General features: G+C 42.3%; 17 protein-coding genes. 10 read left to right on the forward strand and 7 right to left on the reverse strand.

The window, feature by feature from the left end; translation table 11 throughout:
- Positions 1–122: 122 nt before the first annotated feature.
- From nirD to FTT88_RS09935, 3 genes are all read right to left on the reverse strand, one after another.
- Positions 123–1,733: a nitrite reductase small subunit NirD gene (gene nirD, locus FTT88_RS09925; protein ID WP_180054751.1), complete on the reverse strand. Its 1,611-nt coding sequence runs from the start codon at positions 1,731–1,733 to the stop codon at positions 123–125.
- Between the two features lie 113 nt (positions 1,734–1,846).
- Positions 1,847–4,393, reverse strand: a complete 2,547-nt coding sequence (gene nirB / locus FTT88_RS09930) for a nitrite reductase large subunit NirB (protein ID WP_218947248.1) — start codon at positions 4,391–4,393, stop codon at positions 1,847–1,849.
- A gap of 66 nt (positions 4,394–4,459) precedes the next feature.
- Entirely contained in the window at positions 4,460–5,809 is a 1,350-nt protein-coding gene (locus FTT88_RS09935) for an MFS transporter (protein WP_180054753.1), read from the reverse strand.
- A 446-nt stretch (positions 5,810–6,255) separates the two neighbouring features.
- On the opposite strand from FTT88_RS09935, the gene FTT88_RS09940 reads away from it, so the two are divergent.
- Complete coding sequence (locus FTT88_RS09940) at positions 6,256–6,843, forward strand: ANTAR domain-containing response regulator (RefSeq protein ID WP_078190882.1); 588 nt, start codon at positions 6,256–6,258, stop codon at positions 6,841–6,843.
- 3 nt (positions 6,844–6,846) lie between these two features.
- Positions 6,847–7,842: an ABC transporter substrate-binding protein gene (locus FTT88_RS09945; protein ID WP_180114696.1), complete on the forward strand. Its 996-nt coding sequence runs from the start codon at positions 6,847–6,849 to the stop codon at positions 7,840–7,842.
- A gap of 76 nt (positions 7,843–7,918) precedes the next feature.
- On the opposite strand, the gene catM is transcribed toward FTT88_RS09945, so the two are convergent.
- The gene (gene catM / locus FTT88_RS09950; RefSeq protein WP_180023667.1) at positions 7,919–8,842 is read right to left on the reverse strand and encodes a cis,cis-muconate-binding transcription regulator CatM; all 924 of its coding nucleotides are present in this window, start codon (positions 8,840–8,842) and stop codon (positions 7,919–7,921) included.
- A gap of 103 nt (positions 8,843–8,945) precedes the next feature.
- Between catM and FTT88_RS09955 the strand changes: the two genes are divergently transcribed.
- From FTT88_RS09955 to FTT88_RS17355, 7 genes are all read left to right on the forward strand, one after another.
- A complete protein-coding gene (locus FTT88_RS09955; RefSeq protein WP_180054757.1) occupies positions 8,946–10,055 on the forward strand; it encodes a muconate/chloromuconate family cycloisomerase in 1,110 nt (369 codons plus the stop codon).
- Positions 10,056–10,075: 20 nt separating this feature from the next.
- The gene (gene catC / locus FTT88_RS09960; protein ID WP_180009435.1) at positions 10,076–10,366 is read left to right on the forward strand and encodes a muconolactone Delta-isomerase; all 291 of its coding nucleotides are present in this window, start codon (positions 10,076–10,078) and stop codon (positions 10,364–10,366) included.
- A gap of 153 nt (positions 10,367–10,519) precedes the next feature.
- A complete protein-coding gene (locus FTT88_RS09965; protein ID WP_078193765.1) occupies positions 10,520–11,206 on the forward strand; it encodes a 3-oxoacid CoA-transferase subunit A in 687 nt (228 codons plus the stop codon).
- Between the two features lie 19 nt (positions 11,207–11,225).
- A complete protein-coding gene (locus FTT88_RS09970; protein ID WP_180026995.1) occupies positions 11,226–11,876 on the forward strand; it encodes a 3-oxoacid CoA-transferase subunit B in 651 nt (216 codons plus the stop codon).
- Between the two features lie 126 nt (positions 11,877–12,002).
- Complete coding sequence (gene pcaF, locus FTT88_RS09975; protein WP_180054759.1) at positions 12,003–13,208, forward strand: 3-oxoadipyl-CoA thiolase; 1,206 nt, start codon at positions 12,003–12,005, stop codon at positions 13,206–13,208.
- A gap of 66 nt (positions 13,209–13,274) precedes the next feature.
- Positions 13,275–14,054 (forward strand): 3-oxoadipate enol-lactonase, encoded by a 780-nt coding sequence (gene pcaD / locus FTT88_RS09980; protein WP_180054761.1) that lies wholly within the window; start codon positions 13,275–13,277, stop codon positions 14,052–14,054.
- A gap of 276 nt (positions 14,055–14,330) precedes the next feature.
- Positions 14,331–14,567, forward strand: a complete 237-nt coding sequence (locus FTT88_RS17355) for a hypothetical protein (protein ID WP_257222993.1) — start codon at positions 14,331–14,333, stop codon at positions 14,565–14,567.
- Between the two features lie 125 nt (positions 14,568–14,692).
- Here the strand turns inward: FTT88_RS17355 and FTT88_RS09990 are convergent, their stop codons facing one another.
- The 3 genes from FTT88_RS09990 to FTT88_RS10000 form a co-directional block, all read right to left on the reverse strand.
- Positions 14,693–15,931, reverse strand: coding sequence for a CaiB/BaiF CoA-transferase family protein (locus FTT88_RS09990; RefSeq protein WP_180054763.1), 1,239 nt, complete (start codon positions 15,929–15,931; stop codon positions 14,693–14,695).
- Between the two features lie 51 nt (positions 15,932–15,982).
- Complete coding sequence (locus FTT88_RS09995) at positions 15,983–17,410, reverse strand: MFS transporter (protein WP_180054765.1); 1,428 nt, start codon at positions 17,408–17,410, stop codon at positions 15,983–15,985.
- A gap of 209 nt (positions 17,411–17,619) precedes the next feature.
- The gene (locus FTT88_RS10000; RefSeq protein WP_180054767.1) at positions 17,620–18,840 is read right to left on the reverse strand and encodes an acyl-CoA dehydrogenase; all 1,221 of its coding nucleotides are present in this window, start codon (positions 18,838–18,840) and stop codon (positions 17,620–17,622) included.
- 246 nt (positions 18,841–19,086) lie between these two features.
- On the opposite strand from FTT88_RS10000, the gene FTT88_RS10005 reads away from it, so the two are divergent.
- A complete protein-coding gene (locus tag FTT88_RS10005; protein ID WP_180054769.1) occupies positions 19,087–20,022 on the forward strand; it encodes a LysR substrate-binding domain-containing protein in 936 nt (311 codons plus the stop codon).
- The last annotated feature ends 30 nt before the right edge of the window (positions 20,023–20,052 follow it).

Raw genomic sequence — 20,052 nt, forward strand, 5'->3', positions numbered from 1 at the left:
TCGCCCAACAAAGGATTTTTGTCACTTTTGATCCTTCAAAAGTGAGGCAACACCTACGCAAATACAAATTTCTTAAAAATGAAATTGCGCGGTCGTGACTATATTCTTTGATTAATAATGAATCACCCTGCTTTCTTTAATGCAAAATCCTTACCAAACAGCAATTTGTTTCGGATGCTTGAAATTGGAGTTTGATCTGAAATCAATTCTGCATACCATGCACCGTCTTCAGTATCGCCAAACAGCACAGCGCCAATCACTCTATCTTTTTGAATAATAATGCGTTTATAAATCTGACGCTTTTCATCATTCAAAATAATATCTTCAAAATCTTCTAACGGTTCAAAATTGCCTGCAGAAAAAACATCACAGCCGCTGACTTTTAACTGTGTCGGAACCGTAGGCGCTTTAAAGGTTAAGCTGCCATGTTCGGCCAAATGCGATGCACAAATGAATGCCTGTCCCCAAAGCGGTTCAACTAAACCGAAAGTTTGGCTGCGGTGTTCAATACATTCACCCACCGCATAAATACTCGGATCAAACGTTTGCATGGTGTCATTCACCATGACACCGCGGCCGCAGCGCAGTCCTGCACTTTGAGCAAGCTCAATATTCGGACGAATACCCACCGCAAAAACCACAAGATCTGCATCTAAAACAGTACCGTCCTGCAAACGCAGCTGCTTGACATGGCCATCTTCACCCATCAACTCTTGGGTATTGGCTGCAGTCATGATTTTTATACCTTTTTGTTCAATCGCATGATTGAGCATTAAGCTGGCTTTTTCATCCAGCTGGCGGTCCATAATGCGGTCCATCAAATGCAGCACTGTGACATTCATGCCACGCTGTTTCAGGCCGTACGCAGCCTCCAGGCCAAGTAAACCGCCGCCAATCACCACTGCATTTTGCTTAGATTTACAGTAATCCAGCATGCGGTTTACATCATAAATATCACGGAAGCTGAGAACACCTTTTAAGTCAGTTCCCGGTATAGGCGGAATAAATGGCTTAGAACCTGTCGCTAAAATCAGACGGTCATAATCGATGACCAAGCCTTTTTCTGTGTATACCTGCTTGCGCGGACGGTCTATGCGTACCGCCGCATCACCTGCTACAAAACGGATATTTTTGTCTTTATACCAAGCATGTGAATGCAGCATGATATCTTCAATGGTTTTATCACCTGAAAGCACAGGTGAAAGCATAATGCGGTTGTAATTGCCCCAAGGCTCTTCGCCTATGACTGTAATTTCATAACGCTCTGGCGCCATATCCAGCAGATCTTCTAAGCAGCGCATACCCGCTAAGCCATTGCCGACCAAAACTAGTTTCATCAGTTCAGACGATGGCGCGTTATTGGTAATATAGGTTTTTTGAGCAGTTGGACTAATCAGCACACGGCCATTTTCAATTTTGCTTGGAAAAACCAAGAGTTTTTGGTCTTTATCTTCTAAGCAGCGTCCAGTAGCAAGGCTGAAATGCTGTTTATAAATGGGTGATGCAATAACACGTTCACCCTGCAAGTCACCAATAATACCGCGGGACATAACATAGGCTTGGCTAAATGGGTCTTGATTGCTGAGCGCATAAACCCGCTTTTCTTCACCGACACGGAATATCGCAATTTGCTGATTTTCAATCAGTGCGCCCACACCTGTATTTGGCGTAATATCATCTAATGCACAAACATCAAACCAGTCTAAATCATTCATTTCTTTTAAAATTGTCATATTCTTGATCCTTTTTAAACTTCTTTTAGATCACTATCTTTTCATTTTCGCCTTAGCGAGAAACCGAATAAGGATGTAAATCAAATAAAAGAAGTTTTAAATTCGTTATTCTCTTAAGCTTCAACCACTGGAATGCGTGTCGTATCGCGTTCAGCTTCTGTTTTGGGTCTGATTTGACCGCGAACGGATGCAAACTGAATATGCGGATCATTTTGCTGTTCTGCTTTTGCATTCACGAAAGTCACAAAGCGTTTACGTACTTCAGGATCTTCTACAGCAGTACGCCATTCATCTTGATATGTACCCACAACATGGCTCATACGGCGTTCAAGTTCAGCAGCTACGCCAAGCGAATCATTCACAACGACATCTTTCAGGTAATCTAAACCGCCTTCCATGTTGTCGCGCCATACAGAAGTACGCTGCAAACGGTCTGCTGTTTGAATGTAGAACATAAAGAAACGGTCAATGTATTTGATCAATGTTTGCGTATCTAAGTCTGATGCCAAAAGCTCTGCGTGACGCGGCTTCATACCGCCGTTGCCGCATACATAAAGGTTCCAGCCTTTTTCAGTCGCAATCACGCCAACATCTTTACTTTGCGCTTCAGCACATTCACGGGTACAGCCTGATACTGCCATTTTCAATTTATGCGGTGAACGCAGGCCTTTGTAGCGGTTTTCTAGGAAAATCGCCAAACCCACAGAGTCGTCTACGCCATAGCGGCACCAAGTACTGCCGACACATGATTTCACTGTACGCAATGATTTACCGTATGCATGACCAGACTCAAAACCTGCAGCAATCAATTTTTCCCAAATTTCAGGCAACTGATGCACTTGTGCACCAAACATATCGACACGCTGACCACCTGTCAGTTTGGTATATAGACCATATTCTTTCGCAATTTGACCTACGGCAATTAATCCATCCGGAGTAACTTCACCGCCTGCCATACGTGGCACGACTGAATAAGAGCCGTCTTTTTGTATGTTGCCTAGGTAGTAGTCATTACTGTCTTGCAAGCCTGCATGGCTTGGTTTAAGTACAAAGTCATTCCAGCATGACGCTAGGATATTGGCTGCCGTCGGTTTACAGATGTCACAGCCTAAACCATGGCCATGCTGTTGAATCAGGTCATCAAAGGTTTTGATTTCGTTCACACGTACCAAGTGATAGAGCTCTTGGCGTGAATAAGCAAAGTGTTCACATAAATGGTTATTTACAGTGACACCTTGACGCTGAAGCTCAGATTTGAGGACTTGAGTGACTAATGGTGCACAGCCGCCGCAAGCTGTTGCAGCTTTGGTGCATTTTTTCAATGCGCCTAAAGAAGTCGATCCGTCAGCAATGGCTGAACAAATGTCTGCTTTAGAGACGTTGTTACATGAACAAATCGTTGCGCTGTCTGGCAACAGATCGACACCGCTTCCGCCCGATTTACCTGTAGATTGTGCATAGCCAGGCATGATTAGGCTTTCTGGGCTTTCAGGAACGTCTAAGCCATTCAGCATCATTTGCAGCAGGTCATTGTATTCTTTAGCACAGCCCACCAATACTGCACCAAGTAGCTTGGTTTTATCAGCATTCACGACAATTTTTTTATAGACCTGAGCTGCTTCATCTGCATAGAAATAGCTTAAGGCATTGGGTGTCATTGCATGCGCATCGCCTACAGATGCAACATCAACACCCATCAGTTTCAGCTTGGTGCTCATATCTGCACCAGCGAAAAGCGTGCAGTTTTGTTCCATCACATGCTTTGCTGCAATACGCGCCATGTCATAGCCCGGTGCAACTAAGCCATAAATTTTATTCTGCCAAAGCGCACATTCACCAATGGCATAAATGTCAGGGTTTGAAGTTTGGCAATAGTCATTAATCGCAATACCGCCACGTTCACCAATCGCTAGACCGCTTTGGCGCGCTAATTCATCGCGCGGGCGGATACCTGCAGAGAATAAGATGATATCGGTTTCCAGTTCAGAACCATCACCAAACTTCATCACGTGCTTCGCATTTGCACCATCTTCGATGCAAGATGTCGCTTTTTGCGTATGGACTTTAACACCTAGATTTTCAATTTTAGAGCGTAAAACTTTACCGCCTAGATCATCAATCTGAACTGCCATTAAGCGTGGTGCAAATTCAACAACATGGGTTTCTAAGTTTAAATCACGCAGCGCTTTTGCTGCTTCCAGACCCAATAAACCGCCGCCGATCACCACACCTGTTTTAGCATTCAAGCTTGCGGCACGGATGGCATCCAAGTCTTCAATGGTACGGTACACAAAGCAGTTTTCACGCTCATTGCCTGGAATTGGCGGCACAAATGCATATGAACCTGTTGCGAGCACCAGCTTGTCAAAAGAAAGAATATCACCGTGATTGGTCGTGACCGTTTTATTACGCTGATCAATTTCAACCGCTTTGGTGCTCAGGCGTAAATCTATACCGTATGCATCAGCAAAGTCGCTGCGGCACAGGGTTAAATCTTTAGCCGATTTACCGCTGAAATATTCAGTTAAATGCACACGGTCATAGGCTAAACGCGGCTCTTCAGCCAAAATGGTTAATTCAACATCATCACCTGCGTGTTCCAGTACAGATTCGATAAATTTATGGCCAACCATGCCATGTCCAATCATGATGATTTTCATATTCTTTCTCCGCAAGATTTTTTTATTTGCCCCTAAATCGCGATGTTTAGAGGCAACTTTTCAGTATTAGTTTTGAGCTTCAGCTAAATTTCGTTCATTTACAGCTTGTTCAAATAGGCGCTGTTCTTTTTCTTTATGCTCTACAGAGAAGCGGATCATCAGTACACAGCTTGCAGCGATAACCACTAGACCGCCCAACACCATAAGCGTGGTTTGAATATCCAGCATGCCTTTAAGCAAGAAGCCTGCAGCCACTGCACCTACGTTACCGCCTGCACCGATAATGCCTGCCACGCCGCCTAAAGCATCACGGTCAATGAATGGCACCAAGGCATAGGTTGCGCCGCACGCCATGTGAGTGAAGAGTGCGAATACTGTCATTGCAAGAATGGCGAAGATTGGCGTGCTCATTTGCGAGAACAGAATTAAAAACAGCCCTTCGAGCAGAATCATGGCGAATAACACTTTGGTACGGCCATCCAAGCCTTTTTTAGTCGCTACTTTGTCCGAAACAATGCCGCCAAGCGCACGAGCAAACAATGCAAGCAAACCAAAGATACCTGCTGCCATACCCGCCTCTTTTAATCCAAAGCTGAAATGGTCGACGTAGTACATTGCTACAATGTTGTGAATAAAGATTTCAATACCGAAACAAGCTGCGTAAGCGCCAAATAGAATCCATACACGGTAATTGCGTGCTGCATGCATTAGAATTGCCAAGCCGCCTTTTTTGTCACTGCCAACACTGATGCCTTGTTCGCGAAGTTCTTTAAAGTTGCCTTGCGGACAGTCTTGTGTGAACTTCCAGTAAAGCGCACCAACAATCAGCATCATCACACCGGGTACAATCAGCGCAATACGCCAGCCCATCGCTTGCTCTACACCAAACATAACGAGTGCGCCAAGCAGTAAAGGCATAAGGGCTTGAGTTGCACCGCCGCCTGCATTGCCCCAGCCTGCTGTTGCAGCATTGGCTGTACCCACAACATTAGGCGCAAACATAATGCTTGTATGGTATTGAGTGATGACGAAGCTTGCGCCAATCGCGCCGATCAGCAAGCGGAAGAAAAGAAAGGATTCATAGCTGCTCGCAGATGCAACCCCAAAGACTGGAATACTGCCGATGATTAATAAAGCTGTATAGGTTTTACGCGGGCCATATTTATCACATAAAGGACCAACGATCAGACGGACTAAAATCGTGATCGCAACAGCGGCAATATTAATATTGGCAATTTGATCTTTCGTGAGGTGAAATTCGCCAGCAATCACTGGCATCAACGGTGCACAGGCAAACCATGCAAAGAAGCAAACAAAGAATGCGAGCCAACTCATGTGGAAGGCCCGCATTGCTGCTGAAGAAAAATTAAATAGACTTATTTTTGTGGCTTTTTTGGCATTTAAATTTGAAGACATAACCTTCTCCTGACTGAACTGAACGCATGAATTACTCGGTTATGTCGCTAACACATAACAGAGTCGATCAGAACGGACGTCGTTGGCCGTCTAACAAATTTTTAGAGTCTTCTTTGACTCAATAAGTATTAAGCACGATACGTGCCAAGTTTTTATTTCAATCGTAAATTTCATCTCTATATTTAAGCATTGAGCGCCGATCTATCCGAAAATAAGCGAATTAAGGTAAATAGATAGTCAATATGCCTATAGAGATGCGGCTGAATGTTCAAACGTGGTTCAGCCCTGCACAAGATCAGTGCACGGAAATGGTTCAATTTTAAAATGTGCATATAACCAAGCTAAAATTTAGAAGCAGATTTATATTTTGTATTGTCTTAAAATTTGGCATTTAAATTGCTTAGAAAACTCAATACGTATTTGTTTGGCTCTGTCTGAGTGTTTGCATGCCAAAACTAAAAATAGCCCTAATTGATGATGATCAAGAACGCGCTGAATTTATTCAAGCCTCATTAATTCAACATGACTTTGATGTGGTCGCTAGTTTCATGATTGATCATTTAAATATGTCATATCTGCAAAATATTCAGGCAGATGTGATTTTATTGGATATGGATCATCCACATCGCGATGTCATTGAAAGCTGTGTCAGCCAATTTGACTTACCGACTGTTCTGTTCACTAAAAATTCGAGTCTTGAAATCATCCGAAGCGCGATTGATGCGGGTGTCACGGCATATATTGTCGATGGTATTGACCCTGCACGTTTGAATAGCATTTTAGAAATTTCGATTGAACAATATAAAAAGCATAAAAAACTGCTGAATGATTTGGCTGAAACCAAGTGCAAATTGGCCGATCGAAAAGATATTGAAAAAGCCAAAGTGCTTTTAATACAAATGCATGGTTTAACCGAAGATCAAGCATTTAATTTGCTGAGAAAAAATGCCATGAGTCACCGTATGACGATGGGTGAAATGGCGCGCCGACTGCTTGATGCGCAAGCGCTGTTACAGTCTCAATTTAAGGAATAAACCATGCAAAAGCTTGAAAAAACTGATATTCAATTGGGCTATATTCCTTTACTTGACTGTGTTGCTTTGCTCTGGGCAGAACATCAAGGCTATTTTGCGGAACAAGGCTTGAATGTGACACTGACTCAAGAACCATCTTGGGCAAGTTTACGCGATCGTCTAGCTTTTGGTTTTTTAGATGCAGCACACTGTTTATCGGCCATGCTGCCTGCATCTGTGACGGGCAAAGATCATCTCGGCATCCCTTTGCAAACATCAATGACGCTCAGTACTAATTGTGCTTATATTAGTTTAAGTCAAAAGCTGTGCTATAAATTAAATATCCATGCTTTGGATCTTCCAAAAAATTCAGCAGAGAAAATCGTATCTGCGATAAAACAGAATCAAACGATTCAGTTGGCGCATGTTTTTCAGCATTCGATTCATCATTATATTTTAAGAGAATGGCTGGCACTTGCAGACACAGAAATTGCTCAAACTCAGACCTTTTCAACTCTACCACCGCCTTATATGGTGGAAGCAATATCAACGCAACGAATTGATGGATTTTGTGTCGGAGAGCCGTGGAATACGCAAGCTGAAATACAAGGCTATAGTCGTATTATCGTCAATAGCCAAGATATTATTGAGCCTATACCAGATAAGGTTTTGGCTTTTACCCATGATTGGGCAGAAAAACATCCCAATACCTTAAAGGCAATCCATCTTGCCATCCAAAAAGCCCAAAACGATCTACTTCAACAAACGCATTTTTCTGAAATATTTTCTTTGTTAAAGCAATATCACATCATCCGGTTTGATTGTTCTGAGCAGATTCACGTCGAGGCTTTTCATCGGATCAAAAGCATCATTCAAAATTTTGGCAAGAGCCAAGCGCCACAAACTTCAGACTTTGAATGGATGATTCAAAAAATGCAGCAATACGATCAATTAAATATTGAAGATGAAAAGGTTTTTGAAATAGCTCAGTCTTGTATTTATCAGGATGCTTTGGGCTGAAGTGATTGATATTTCATAAGACCCTATCATTTGAATAGTGGATCTTGTGTTACATCGACCATGAAACCTTGATTAGTTATGCATCTGCATCGATGGCGCGTAAATCGATATTTTCTTCAACAAAGACTTCACGAATACAATCCAGTATCTTTGGAATGTAATTGCTATGATCCATATTGCGCACCGACAAAGAGATTGGACTATAGGCTTCCAAATCTAAGATTGGGATGTACATCAAATTTTTCATGCCAATATCACTGGCACTTTCAGGAATCAGGGAAATGCCCTCTCCTGACGCCACCAAGCCCAAAGCCATATGAATTTCACGCACTTCGGTTAAATGTTTAGGTACAAGTCCTAATTCGGTAAATATCGATTGAATGAGAGTGGAAAAATTCGGTTTCGGTGTTGTTGGATAGGCAAAAATTGGTTCATCTAAAATTTGAGAAAGATAAATGCCTTTGTCTTTAAATTCAGCCAAATGATGGTTTTTATGAATAGCTAAACGTAGCGCTTCTTTTCTTAATAAAACACGTTTAATGGACGGATCGGTTAATCGAAGTCGTCCAAAACCAATATCAATTCGACCGGTTTTTAAGGCTTCAATCTGGTCGCGTGTGCCACATTCTATTAGTTCAACATGAATATCTGGGTTGCGTTGTCGAAATAGATAAATAATTTGCGGCAATAATGCGTATAAAAGCGAACTGACATAACCAATGCGGACAGTTTTATCAACGGCATTAATTCGCTGTGCCATGGTTGTGGCCTGGGCGGTATGCGTCAATATCTGCACAGCATGCTCATAAAAGAACATACCAGCTTCTGTGGTTTTCACGGGTCTAGAACCACGCTCAAACAAGGTAATGCCCAGTTCTTCTTCAAGCTTTTGAATTTGGCGGCTCAAAGGCGGCTGAGCAATACATAATTTTTCTGCTGCCTTGGTAATACTTTGCTCTTCAACCACGGTGACAAAGTAACGTAAGTGCCTTAATTCCATTTATATACCTTTTAAGTATCTAAAAATACCAAAATCGCTCTAGTTAAAGATATTACATTAAATTAGGGTATATAAATAGTTGGATAGATAAGAAATACGCAAGATGTATAAGTCGATTGAAACCCTGCTCGTGGAAATCCCAACAGTCCGTCCGCACAAGATGGCTGTTGCAACCATGCAAACGCAAACCCTTGTTTTGATTAAAATCATCACCGAAGATGGTTATATCGGTTGGGGTGAAGCGACGACGATTGGTGGTCTAGGCTATGGTGAAGAAAGCCCTGAAAGCATTCGTACCAATATTGAAACTTATTTTAGTCCTTTACTGAAAACCCTCACTGGTTTGAATGTAGCTCAAACCATGCAAGCCATTAAACGTAATATTAACGGCAATCGCTTTGCTAAATGTGCCATTCAAACGGCTCTACTCGATATTTTGGCGCAGCGTTTAAATCTGCCTTTGAGTGAATTATTGGGCGGTCGTTTACGTGACAGCTTGCCTGTTCTTTGGGTACTTGCGTCTGGCAATACAGAAAAAGACATTGCCGAAGCACAAAAAATGATTGCGGCAAAACGACACAATATTTTCAAACTTAAAATCGGTTCACGCCCCGTTGAAGCCGACGTTGAACATGTTTTAGCCATTAAAAAAGCGTTAGGTGCGGACATTTCTATCCGTGTGGATGTTAACCGTGCTTGGTCTGAATTAGATGCCATTAAAGGCATTCAGTTGTTACAAGATGGTGGTGTTGACCTGATTGAGCAGCCTTGCGCAATCGATAACATTGACGCGATGCGCCGTTTAACTCGTCGTTTTGATATTGGGATTATGGCAGATGAATCACTGATGGGGCCTCAAACGGCATATCAACTTGCGCGGCACAATTCTGCCTCTGTTTTTGCAGTCAAAGTTGCACAGTCTGGCGGTTTAATCGAAGGCTGTGAGGTTTCTAAAATCGCCAAACTTGCGGGTATCGATTTATATGGTGGAACCATGCTTGAAGGCCCTGTGGGCACTATTGCATCGGCACATGCATTTTCTACATTTGACAATTTAGCTTATGGCACAGAGCTTTTTGGTCCATTGCTGCTAACTGAAGAAATTTTAAAAACCCCACTTCAATATCAAGATTTCGAACTCAAGATTCCGACCACAGCGGGTTTAGGGATTGAAATTGATGAAAACAAAATTGATGACTTACGTCGCAAATAACATTTAGCTAGGAGTGAGAAATGCTTTTCCAAGTACGCATGGATGTCAATATTCCATTAGATATGCCAGTCGAAAAAGCCAATGAAATTAAAGCTGTAGAAAAGGCTTATTCACAAGATCTACAACGTCAAGGCAAATGGCGTCATATCTGGCGCATTACTGGTCAATATTCAAATATCAGTATTTTTGATGTTGAAAGCAATGAAGAGCTACACAACATTTTACAAGGATTGCCCCTTTACCCGTATATGAATATTGAAGTCATGGCTTTAAATCGTCATCCCTCTTCTATTCGTAGTGATGACAGCTGATGTGATTGGATTCCAATTGTGTAACACATGATTGAAATCCATTTATCTGCTTTTTAAGTTAGTAAACATTTGAAATAAAAGATTATCTGCCTTGTATAGCTGAAGTGGTTAGTCAGGTAAATAGTTTTATCGTTCTTGATGAAGGATCGTAGCATGATTGATAAAAGTACCGCTTCCTTAACAGAAGCACTGTCTCAAATTAAGGATGGATCAACCATTATGATCGGCGGCTTCGGTACGGCTGGTCAGCCTGCTGAACTGATTGATGGACTGATAGAACTTGGGATCAAAGACCTAATCATCGTCAATAACAATGCAGGTAATGGTGACTATGGACTGGCTAAATTACTCAAAGCTGGTGCTGTCCGTAAAATGATCTGTTCTTTCCCTCGCCAATCGGACTCTTGGGTGTTCGATGAATTATACCGTGCAGGAAAAATAGAACTTGAGCTTGTACCACAAGGTAATTTAGCTTGCCGTATCCAGGCGGCAGGCATGGGTTTGGGTCCAATTTATACACCAACAGGTTTTGGTACGTTGTTGGCAGAAGGCAAACCTACACTCAATTATGAAGGCAAAGATTTCGTCCTCGAAAATCCAATTAAAGCTGATTTTGCTTTAATCAAAGCACATCAGGGCGACCGCTGGGGCAACTTGGTTTACAACAAATCAGCGCGTAACTTTGGCCCCATTATGGCTATGGCAGCAGATGTGACAATTGCTCAGGTTTCTGAAGTTGTTGAACTTGGTGCATTAGACCCAGAGCACATTATTACCCCTGGCATTTTTGTACAACATGTTGTGGCTGTTCAACCTGCACAGCTTGAGCAATCTGCATAAATCACGTGAGGAAAGAACCATGAGCTATACCAAATTAACCCGTGATCAAATTGCAGAACGTGTTGCACAAGATATTCCAGATGGTGCTTATGTCAATTTAGGCATTGGCTTGCCCACTAAAATTTCAAATTATTTACCAACAGATAAAGATGTTTTTCTACATTCAGAAAATGGACTTTTGGCTTTTGGTCCTCCTCCAGCTAAAGGCGAAGAAGACCCTGAGTTAATTAATGCAGGAAAAGAGTTTGTCACTATGCAAACGGGCGGCTGCTTTTTTCACCATGGTGACTCTTTTGCCATGATGCGTGGCGGGCATTTAGATATTGCAGTATTAGGCGCTTTTCAGGTTGCCCGAAATGGTGACTTAGCAAATTGGCATACTGGTGCGCCAGATGCAATTCCTGCTGTAGGTGGTGCAATGGATTTGGCTGTTGGGGCGAAAAAAGTCTTTATTACTACAGACCATGTGACCAAAAAAGGTGAACCGAAAATTGTTGCTGAATTGTCATACCCTGCGACAGGCCTGCAATGTGTCGATCGTATTTACACAGATTTGTGCGTCATTGATGTAACAGTTGAAGGCATGAAAGTGATTGAAAAAGTTGAGGGTCTGAGCTTTGACGAATTACAGTCAATGACCGGTGCAAAGCTGATAGATACGACAGCATAAAGCAAAAAGTCCCTCCTTGATTAAAGGAGGGATTTAGGGAGGATTAATATTCAAAAATTAACTTCCTGTAAATCCCTCCCAACCTCCCTTTAAAAAGGGAGGAGCTGAGTTTTTAGGATTTATAAAATGAAAAATGCCTATATTATTGATGCAATCCGCACCCCTTTCGGTCGCTATGCGGGCGGTTTGGCAGCAGTGCGTACCGACGACCTCGGTGCCTTACCTATCAAGGCACTGATGCAGCGAAATCCAAGTATTGCTTGGGAGTCAGTTGATGACGTGATTTATGGCTGCGCGAACCAAGCCGGTGAAGATAACCGTAATGTTGCACGAATGTCGTCGCTACTTGCAGGTGTCCCTTTTCAAGTTCCTGCTACAACTGTAAACCGACTTTGTGGTTCATCACTTGATGCAATTGCGATGGCAGCCCGTGCAATTAAAGCAAATGAAGCAGACTTAATTATTGCCGGCGGTGTTGAGAGTATGTCCCGTGCGCCCTTTGTTATGGGTAAATCGGAAAGCGCTTATGGACGTAGTCAAAAGATTGAAGACACCACCATGGGCTGGCGTTTTATCAATCCAATACTCAAACAAATGTATGGCGTGGAAACCATGCCTCAAACCGCTGAAAATGTGGCAGAACAATTCAATATTAACCGTGCTGATCAAGATGCTTTTGCCTTAGAAAGTCAGCGCCGTACAGCTGCTGCACAAGCCAATGGTTTTTTTGAGAAAGAAATCATCTCTGTAATCATTCCACAGCGTAAAGGCGACCCACTGATAGTCGATACAGATGAGCATCCACGCGCATCGACGACAGCAGAAGGTTTGGCAAAACTCAAACCTGTGGTGAAAGCAGATGGTACGGTAACTGCGGGCAATGCTTCAGGAATCAATGATGGTGCAGCTGCACTACTGATCGCTTCAGATGATGCTGTTAACAAATTTAAGTTAAAGCCACGGGCCAAAATTATTGCGGCAACGGTGGTGGGTGTTGAACCCAAAATCATGGGCTTTGGTCCTGCGCCTGCCATCAAAAAGCTATTAGCTCAAACAGGTCTAAGCCTTGAACAAATGGATGTAATCGAGCTGAATGAAGCTTTTGCGGCTCAAGCCTTAGCGGTAACCCGTGAACTAGGTTTAGAAGATGGCGCTAAACATGTCAATCCAAACGGTGGCGCTATTGCTTTGGGGCATCCTTTAGGTGCATCTGGAGCTCGTTTAGTGACGACTGCGTTAAATCAACTTGAGGCAATTTCAGGTCAATATGCCCTCTGTTCGATGTGCATTGGTGTCGGTCAAGGCATCGCTTTGATTATTGAACGTGTTTAATCCTCAATAAAAGTCCTCCTTCTTATAGGGGGATTTAGGGGATTTATAAAATTAAGGATTCAAAACATGCCTACATTTATATCCAATGATGCAACGATTAATTACGCAACTTTTGGTGACCACACACAACCTGCGATTGTCTTTTCTAACTCTTTAGGCACAAAGTTCAGCATGTGGCAGCCTCAGATAGAGGCGCTGCAGCAGGATTATTTTGTCATTTGTTATGATACACGTGGCCATGGTGCATCTTCTTCCCCCCAAGGGCCATATAGCCTTGATCAATTGGGTACAGATGTCATCCATTTATTGGATCATTTAAGTATTCAACAAGCCGCATTTTGTGGAATATCGATGGGTGGTTTAACAGGCCAATGGCTTGCAATACATCATCCTAAACGCTTTAACCATGTCATTATATGCAATACCGCTGCAAAAATTGGGCAAGAATCAGCTTGGAATGAACGTGCGCAGTTAGTCCGTCAACAAGGTTTGAAACCAATTGCAGTAACGGCAGCATCACGATGGTTTACAGAACCCTTTATCCAAAGTAACACGGCAACTGTACAATCTTTGAGTAACGACCTCGGAGCTGGCAGCCCAGAAGGTTATGCAAGTTGTTGTGAAGCTTTGGCTAAAGCGGATTTACGCAATGAAATCTCGTCTATTCACGTACCTGTATTAATTATTGCAGGTCAACAAGACCTTGTAACTACAGTTGCAGATGGTCAATTTATGCAAGAACACATTGCAAATAGCCAATTATTTGAAATTAATGCATCGCATATTTCAAACATTGAACAGCCAGATGCATTTAATCAGGCTTTGCAGAATTTTATACAGCAATAATATGCAGCTGAACAAATTCAATGTAATGTTATTAAAATAGAGCCTTGCCATTGTGCAGGGCTTTATTTCGTTTGAAGGCTTTGATTTAATGTCCGTTCTTAAAATAAATGGACAATTAGAAGAATGGTTCATCTATATAAAAAACGGATCAATATTACTTTTTAGTTTAATCATTGGCTTTAGTTCTACGATTTCTTATGCAGATGTTAAAACTCAGCGTATTAAGGATATAAAGACTTATACTCTCGTCAATGGAGATGGTATCGAAATCTTTCTGTGCAATTAGTAGACTTGAAAAATAGGCATATAAATGCTTATTGCGTGCAGCATTGCGGAAATTGGTTTGTGTATAATCCAGAATTTGAAAGTTATAGCTTAAAGAAAAAATATCAAGGCGCAAAAGTATGGACATCTCTTTCATACAAAAAAATAAAGACCGTATTGCAGGCCCAAGCTTTGATGAATAATTATACTTTATCTAGAAAATTAACATTAAAAGCACTCCGTAAATGAATATTGATATTGAAAAAGACCGAAGTATTGGAGTCCTTCGGTCTAAACTTTTAACTCCACTCATTCCACATAGGCGTTTAAGCCCATATATTGAAGAATAGTTTGAAGAATAATCCCATGAAATTTTAAGCTGCAGGATGATTGAGTTGATCAATGATGCCTTGTGCAGCCAATTCATTTAATTCAGCTTCAGTTCTATATTGGGACAAAATTTCTGTCGTGTGCTGCCCTAACTGTGGAGGTGCATGACGGTATTCCACAGGCGTATCAGATAATTTCATCGGTGAACCAATCACTTTAAAATCATGATTTAAAGCATGTGGAATATTCACTACCATGTTACGGTGTTGAATTTGTGGTTCATTTAATGCGTCGTCTACAGAGTTGATTACACCGACTGGCACTTTTACCGCATGAATCGCATCGACCCAAACTTGAGCATCTTGAGTCAGAAAAAAGGCACTCAATAATGGAATCAATTCATCACGGTGTTTTACCCGATCTTGATTACGTAAATAGTTCGGCTGATCTAACAGTTCTGTATAGCCAATCGCAATACACAAGTCTTTAAATTGCTTGTCGTTACCACAGGCAATAATAAACTCCTTATCTTTGGCTTTAAAAGTTTGATACGGCACAATATTCGGGTGATTATTTCCCATACGCTTGGGTGCTTTACCCGAGGTCAAATAGTTCATGCCTTGATTGGCCAGAGCCGCCACCTGTACGTCTAGTAAGGACATATCAATATATTGACCACGGCCTGTATGCTGCCGCGCCAACAATGCCGCCTGAATGGCAATCGTTGAGTACAGTCCGGTCTGAATATCGACCACAGCGACCCCCACCTTTTGTGCGCCTCCACCGATTACATCATCAGATTCACCAGTAATACTCATCAAACCTGACATACCTTGAATAATAAAGTCATAGCCCGGTTCTTCCGCGCGTGGCCCATCCTGACCAAAACCTGTAATTGAGCAATATACGATATTTGGATTAAGCGCACTGAGCGATGCATAGTCCAAACCATATTTGGCCAGTGAACCTGCTTTGTAGTTTTCAATCACGACATCTGCCGTTTGGGCAATTTCACGGACTAGCACTTGTCCTTCTTCACTAGCAATATCAATGGCTACAGAATATTTATTACGGTTCGCACATTGGTAATAGCCTGATTCTTTCGTCGCTTGACCTTGCTGATTTGGCATCCAAGGTGGTCCCCACATTCGTGTATCATCCCCGACTTTAGGACGCTCAATTTTGATTACCTCTGCTCCTAAATCAGCCAATATTTGACCGCACCAAGGACCTGCCAAAACACGGCTTAAGTCCAATACACGAATTCCTTTTAATGCACCCATAGTTCACTCCAGATGTGCCATAGGATTGAGCTATGGCACAGATCTTTTTAATTATTTAACTGTTGCAGTTTTTGCAGACGCTTTTTGCTCTGCTTCAGCGACATGTGTATCTAAACTTGCAAGTTTTTCTTTTTCCGCATCTGAAGAAAGTGATGCTTGCTGCGGGTCATATTGACGTTCACGAATGAACAAGCCTGGAATAACACCTGCAATAAAGTAAGCAGCACCCATCACAATAAAGGCCATGGTGAACGATCCGCCAGCAGCAATCATGCCAATGGTTGCTGGTGCAATGGCTGCGCCTAAACGTCCCATATTGTAAGCACCGCCAATAGCCGTACCGCGTACATCCGTCGAGAAGCTTTCTGCCATATAAGTTGCATTTACACCGTATGGAATACCGTATAGGAAACCGAAAGTTACGAGTAAATAGGCAATGTTGGTTGGTGTGTTATAGAAAATGATGATCGGTAAAAATGCTGCCGTGGCTACCGTACCAAACACAAAGGTTATACGACGTCCGAACTTGTCAGCGGCATAGCCGGCTAAAATTTTGCCCAGAATCATGGCGGTATATGCACCTACCATATAGCCTGTCATGGCTTTAAAGTTCATGCTGAGTTCGGTTTCTAGATACGTTGGCATCCAGTTGTTAACACCGTAATAACCGAATTGTAGAAATGCAGCGGTCGACATCCAAAAGAAGAACATTTTGCGATGATTAGTGTGTCCAAAAATACGTTTATAAATACTTTCAGAAGGTGCATTTTGATTGACTGCAGCTTGCTGCTGTACAGGTTCAAGTTTTAATTCACGGCGTTTTAGCTGCTCAATTTTTGCTTCCTGCCAAGATTTTGGTTCAGGAACAAAACGCATAAAGATCAGGGCAAAAGCAGCAGGAATAATGGTGACATAAAATAGCATCCGCCAGCCGTGATCTGGAATAATGGCACCCGCCAGCAGCGTTGCAACGATATAACCCACGGTTTGACCGGTTTGCAAAGTCCCAAGTACCGTTGTTCGATATTTGGTTGGCACATATTCTGCCATGAGCGTATTACACGCCATGTAAAGAGAACCCAGTCCAAAAGCGCCAATAAAACGTAAAATTAAAAATTGTTCATAGCTTTGGGTAAAGCCTAAGATACAGGTCATGATCGAGAAAAATACGACCGACCAAGCAATGGTTTTCACACGGCCGAATTTATCGCACGCCCATCCACCCGAAATACCACCCAGCGCCATCCCTGCTAAAGAAGAACTACCGAGCATTCCAGCTTGAAATGTACTTAAACCAAATTCAGCCTTTAAACTGGTCAGGCTGAATGACAGCAACATGATGTCTACACCATCAATCACCAAGGAAATAAAGGCAAAAATAAAGGCCATTTTCCAAGTGTTGCTGGTAATCCGATGCATCGTGCCCACGTTAGAAGGCAATTTGAGCGTTCCTGCTCCGTTTTGCATTTCGTTATTCATTTCCTTGTTCCTCATTTTCCCAAATGAGTCATCGGCATTCCTATGTCTGCACATTTGCCTTTTTTATTCTTTTTATTTCATCACTGCTCAGGCTATTGCACAGAGTTACAAGAGTGTTTCACGATGAATCCTTTATTGATTAAGTTTATTTTTGCATAAAAAGTCTCTAAGGCACTCTATGCAGAGCACCTTATCGATATATAATTCAATTAGTTACCAAAAGCCGCGATGCCTGTTTGCGCACGACCTAGAATCAGTGCATGTACATCATGTGTGCCTTCATAAGTGTTGACGACTTCGAGGTTAACCAAATGGCGGGCAACACCAAACTCATCAGAAATACCATTTCCGCCCATCATGTCACGCGCTACACGGGCAATATCTAAAGCCTTGCCACAGTTGTTACGTTTAATGAGTGATGTGCCTTCTACTGCAGCTAAACCTTCATCTTTCATACGTCCAAAGCGAAGCGCAGCTTGTAGCCCCAAGGCAATCTCAGTTTGCATATCCGCCAATTTCTTTTGAATTAACTGATTCGCTGCCAATGGTCGGCCAAACTGTTTACGGTCCATGGTGTATTGGTGCGCTGTATGCCAGCAGAACTCAGCTGCGCCCATTGCGCCCCAAGCGATACCATAACGTGCACTGTTTAGACAGGTAAATGGGCCTTTTAAACCACGTACTTCTGGAAAAGCGTTCTCTTCAGGAACAAAGACATTGTCCATGACAATTTCACCGGTAATTGATGCACGTAAGCCAACTTTACCGTGAATCGCAGGCGCTGATAGACCGTCCCAGCCTTTTTCTAAAATAAATCCGCGAATGTCTCCTACATGACCTTCAGGCGATACTTCTTTCGCCCAAACCACAAACACATCGGCAATTGGGCTGTTGGTAATCCACATTTTTGCGCCAGTTAGACGGTAACCACCATCCACTTTTTTTGCACGAGTAATCATGCTACCCGGGTCAGAGCCATGATCAGGCTCAGTCAGGCCGAAACAGCCAATGTACTCGCCTGTTGCCAACTTTGGCAGGTATTTCTGTTTTTGCTCTTCAGAGCCAAATTCATTAATTGGCACCATCACCAAAGAACTTTGCACGCTGGCCATAGAGCGGTAGCCAGAATCTACATATTCAATTTCACGTGCAACTAATCCATAGCTAACATAGTTTAGACCTGCGCCGCCGTATTGCTCTGGAATCGTTGGGCCAAGTAAGCCAAGCTCACCCATTTCTCGGAAAATTGATGCATCAGTTTTTTCATGTCGAAATTGTTCGAGTACACGTGGCTGTAAACGCTCTTGGCAGTAAGCATGTGCAGTATCACGGACCATGCGTTCTTCTTCAGTTAATTGCTGTTCCAAAAGAAACGGGTCTTGCCAGTTAAATTGTACTTTTGCTTTTTTTACATTGACCATTTGATTCATCGCATCCTCTGCTTTTTCAAGTTTTCGTTGTTTTATTCGATGCTATGTGTGAAAAGTGATTCATTCAAACGATTAATTTGCATGTAGATATGCGCCTTTCGCATACCTAAGCTTGGCTCACAGCGTGTTAAGCACTTTAGCCACTGATTTGAACTGCGGATTGCTTTATTTATAGACTATAGTGGTATATGAAAATCATTCTTATATGCCATTTTGTGATACCTATCGATAAAAAGGACTTTATCTATGCGGCGCAATATTCCGTCATTGCAAAGCTTAATCTGCTTTGAATCTGCTGCGAAACACGCAAGTTATACGCATGCTTCTCAAGAGTTATTTATTACGCAAAGTGCCGTGTCGCGCCAAATTCAACAGCTTGAAGAATATTTAGGGGTCATGCTATTTAGCCGAACACGTCACGGTGTAGACCTCACAGAAGCTGGCAAGCAATATGCAAAAAGTATTAAACCATTTTTGCAAGGCATCGAAAAAAGCACTTCAGATATCATGACGCACAAAGGATTGGGCGGTACTTTAAAGCTTGGTGTTGTGCCAACCTTTGCCACACGTTGGCTGTTGCCAAAATTACATAAATTAAATGCGCAGCATCCTGAAATTACCGTGCATTTAGAAACCAGTACCAAACCTTTTTTGTTTAATGAAAATGTCTTTGACGCGGCGATTTTTGCAGGAACGCAACAGCAAATTGAGCATTGGCCGGGTATTCAAGCGCATTATTTAATGGATGAAGAAGTGGTTCCCGTTTGTTCCCCCAAATTGATTGAAAACAACTTTCCCGATGCGGAAATGACCGATGATCACAGTTTTAATTTAAGCGATGAAGAGTTACTTCAATTGCCCTTATTACAGCAAACCACCCGTCCAAGTATTTGGCAAGAATGGTTTCAAGCCCATCAGCTTCAGCATTCCAAACCATTTGATGGTCAGCGACATGAACTATTTTCTATGCTTTCTGTGGCAGCCAGTCATGGCATGGGTATGGCTCTCATTCCACAAATGCTGATTGAAGCAGAACTGAGAAAAAAAGAATTGGTGATTGCATCAAATAAAAAATTGCACGGTAGCCGAAAATATTATTTAGTCCACTCGAGCCAAGACAGTTCACCACAAATACAAAAATTTGTCGATTGGGTGCTACAAGAATTGCATCAACTAAGTTGAAGTAATCGCTATATTTTGAGTACAGTAAAT

The organism is Acinetobacter sp. YH01024 (assembly GCF_013420195.1).
GTDB classification, from domain to species: Bacteria; Pseudomonadota; Gammaproteobacteria; order Pseudomonadales; family Moraxellaceae; genus Acinetobacter; species Acinetobacter amyesii.

Excerpts from the sequence above, each read along its gene's own strand:
- nirD (WP_180054751.1), bottom strand. The coding sequence starts at position 1,733 with ATGACAATTTTAAAAGAAATGAATGATTTAGACTGGTTTGATGTTTGT.
- nirB (WP_218947248.1), bottom strand. The coding sequence starts at position 4,393 with ATGAAAATCATCATGATTGGACATGGCATGGTTGGCCATAAATTTATC.
- FTT88_RS09935 (WP_180054753.1), bottom strand. The coding sequence starts at position 5,809 with ATGTCTTCAAATTTAAATGCCAAAAAAGCCACAAAAATAAGTCTATTT.
- FTT88_RS09940 (WP_078190882.1), top strand. The coding sequence starts at position 6,256 with ATGCCAAAACTAAAAATAGCCCTAATTGATGATGATCAAGAACGCGCT.
- FTT88_RS09945 (WP_180114696.1), top strand. The coding sequence starts at position 6,847 with ATGCAAAAGCTTGAAAAAACTGATATTCAATTGGGCTATATTCCTTTA.
- catM (WP_180023667.1), bottom strand. The coding sequence starts at position 8,842 with ATGGAATTAAGGCACTTACGTTACTTTGTCACCGTGGTTGAAGAGCAA.
- FTT88_RS09955 (WP_180054757.1), top strand. The coding sequence starts at position 8,946 with ATGTATAAGTCGATTGAAACCCTGCTCGTGGAAATCCCAACAGTCCGT.
- catC (WP_180009435.1), top strand. The coding sequence starts at position 10,076 with ATGCTTTTCCAAGTACGCATGGATGTCAATATTCCATTAGATATGCCA.
- FTT88_RS09965 (WP_078193765.1), top strand. The coding sequence starts at position 10,520 with ATGATTGATAAAAGTACCGCTTCCTTAACAGAAGCACTGTCTCAAATT.
- FTT88_RS09970 (WP_180026995.1), top strand. The coding sequence starts at position 11,226 with ATGAGCTATACCAAATTAACCCGTGATCAAATTGCAGAACGTGTTGCA.
- pcaF (WP_180054759.1), top strand. The coding sequence starts at position 12,003 with ATGAAAAATGCCTATATTATTGATGCAATCCGCACCCCTTTCGGTCGC.
- pcaD (WP_180054761.1), top strand. The coding sequence starts at position 13,275 with ATGCCTACATTTATATCCAATGATGCAACGATTAATTACGCAACTTTT.
- FTT88_RS09990 (WP_180054763.1), bottom strand. The coding sequence starts at position 15,931 with ATGGGTGCATTAAAAGGAATTCGTGTATTGGACTTAAGCCGTGTTTTG.
- FTT88_RS09995 (WP_180054765.1), bottom strand. The coding sequence starts at position 17,410 with ATGAATAACGAAATGCAAAACGGAGCAGGAACGCTCAAATTGCCTTCT.
- FTT88_RS10000 (WP_180054767.1), bottom strand. The coding sequence starts at position 18,840 with ATGAATCAAATGGTCAATGTAAAAAAAGCAAAAGTACAATTTAACTGG.
- FTT88_RS10005 (WP_180054769.1), top strand. The coding sequence starts at position 19,087 with ATGCGGCGCAATATTCCGTCATTGCAAAGCTTAATCTGCTTTGAATCT.